Below are 1,869 nucleotides of genomic sequence, written 5' to 3' on the forward strand. Positions count from 1 at the left end.
GGGTCGAAGCGCAGCGAAGCCGAAATGATGCAATAGCGCAATCCGGTCGGCGGCGGGCCGTCGGGGAAGACGTGGCCCAGGTGGGCGTCGCAGACATTGCAGATGATCTCGGTGCGAATCATGCCATAACTGCGGTCTACTTTCTCGCGCACGTTGGCCGCATCGATGGGTTCGAAGTAGCTCGGCCAGCCGCAGCCGGAGTCGAACTTGGCGTCCGAGGTGAACAGCGGGGTGTCGCAGCACACGCAGGTATAGGTGCCGGCTTCGTGGTGGTCCCAGTAGCGGCCGGTGAAGGCGCGCTCGGTAGCGGCTTCGCGGGTGACCTGGTATTCCAGCGGATCCAGCTGGGCGCGCCACTGGGCGTCGGTCTTTTCTACTCGTTTGTTCATGCTTGGCTCCTTGGTGTTGACGGGCGAGGGGATGATGCGGCCGGTTCAGGAAGAAAACTTCAGGAAGAGCAGCTTACTTCGAGATGGCTGGCCCAGTCGGGGGGCAGGTCGGCGTATCGGTCGAACTCGGGCTGTTCGTCGAAGGGGCGGCTGAGGATGGCCTGCAGGCGTGCCACTTCGCTGAAGTCCTTGTGCTGGGCCCGTTCGATGGCGACCTGGGCGAGGTAGTTGCGTAGCACGTATTTGGGGTTGACCTGATGCATTGCAAGCCGGCGCGCTGCATCGTCGCTGTCTTCGGCGCGCAGCCGGGCGCGGTATTGCGCGGCCCAGGCATCGAAGGCGGGACGGTCGAGGATGAGGTCGCGCAGCGCTTCGTCGTTGGCGGTGTTGCTGATCTGCAAGTCGCCCAGGCGGCGGAAGAACAATGTGAAATCGACGTGATTGGCTTGCAGGATGGCAAACAAGGCCTCGATCAAGCGGGGGTCGTCGGCCTGCTGCGTCCTCAAGCCCAGCTTGGCGCGCAACAGGGCGTCGTGCTGCGCCTGGAAGATGGCTTCATAGCCAGCCAGCGCGGCCTCGGTCTGTTCCACCGAGCCGATCAGCGGCAGCATCGCCTGACCCAGCGCGAAGCAGTTCCACTGGCCGATACGGGGCTGCATCTGGTAGCTGTAGCGGCCCTGGCCATCGGTATGGTTGCAGATGTGGCGGGCGTCGAAGGCTTCCATGAAGCCGAAGGGGCCATAGTCCAGTGTCAGGCCGAGGATGGACATGTTGTCGGTGTTCATCACCCCGTGCATGAAACCCACCGCCTGCCATTGCGCCATCAGCGTGGCGGTGCGGCGGGTGACTTCCTGCAGCAGCGCCTGGTAGGGGTTGGCTTCCTGCAGCAGTGCTGGATAGAACTGTTCCAGCACGGTGTCGCCCAATACCTTCAGCTCATCGAAGCGCTGGTTGTAGTACCAGTGCTCGAAGGAACCGAAGCGGATGAAGCTGGGCGCCATGCGCGTGACCACCGCCGCCGTTTCGGCACTCTCGCGCAGTACGCGCTGGTCCGAGCCGATCACGGTCAGCGCCCGGGTGGTCGGGATGCCGAGCGCGGCCATGGCTTCCGAACAGAGGAATTCGCGGATCGAGGAGCGCAGCACGGCGCGGCCATCGCCCATGCGTGAATAGGGCGTCAGGCCCGCGCCCTTGAGTTGCAGTTCGATGCGGCCCTGGCCATCGGTGGCTGGCAGGTCGCCCAGCGTGATGGCGCGTCCATCGCCCAACTGGCCGGCCCAGACCCCGAACTGATGCCCCGAATACACTGCCGACAGTGGCATGGAGCCGGGCGCGACCTGATTGCCGGCGAAGATGTCGAGGAAGCTGCGATCCTCTTCGGTCGGCCGTGCCAGGCCCACGCTAGCGGCCGCCGCATCGCTGAAGCCCACCAGGTAAGGGGCGGGCAGGGGTGTGGGCTGCAACCGGGTGGAAAAAGCCG

2 protein-coding genes are annotated in these 1,869 nt (G+C 64.7%); both read right to left on the reverse strand.

Going from position 1 to position 1,869, the window contains the following annotated elements:
* Positions 1-389, reverse strand: a 389-nt coding sequence (gene msrB, locus I5W_RS20370; RefSeq protein WP_044530601.1) for a peptide-methionine (R)-S-oxide reductase MsrB, incomplete at its 3' end; no start/stop codon positions are given.
* 59 nt (positions 390-448) lie between these two features.
* Positions 449-1,869: protein adenylyltransferase SelO (locus I5W_RS20375; RefSeq protein ID WP_044530602.1), on the reverse strand; the 1,421-nt coding region annotated here is incomplete at its 5' end.

It is taken from the genome of Herbaspirillum sp. B65 (assembly GCF_000333555.1).
Classification (GTDB): domain Bacteria; phylum Pseudomonadota; class Gammaproteobacteria; order Burkholderiales; family Burkholderiaceae_D; genus Herbaspirillum; species Herbaspirillum rubrisubalbicans.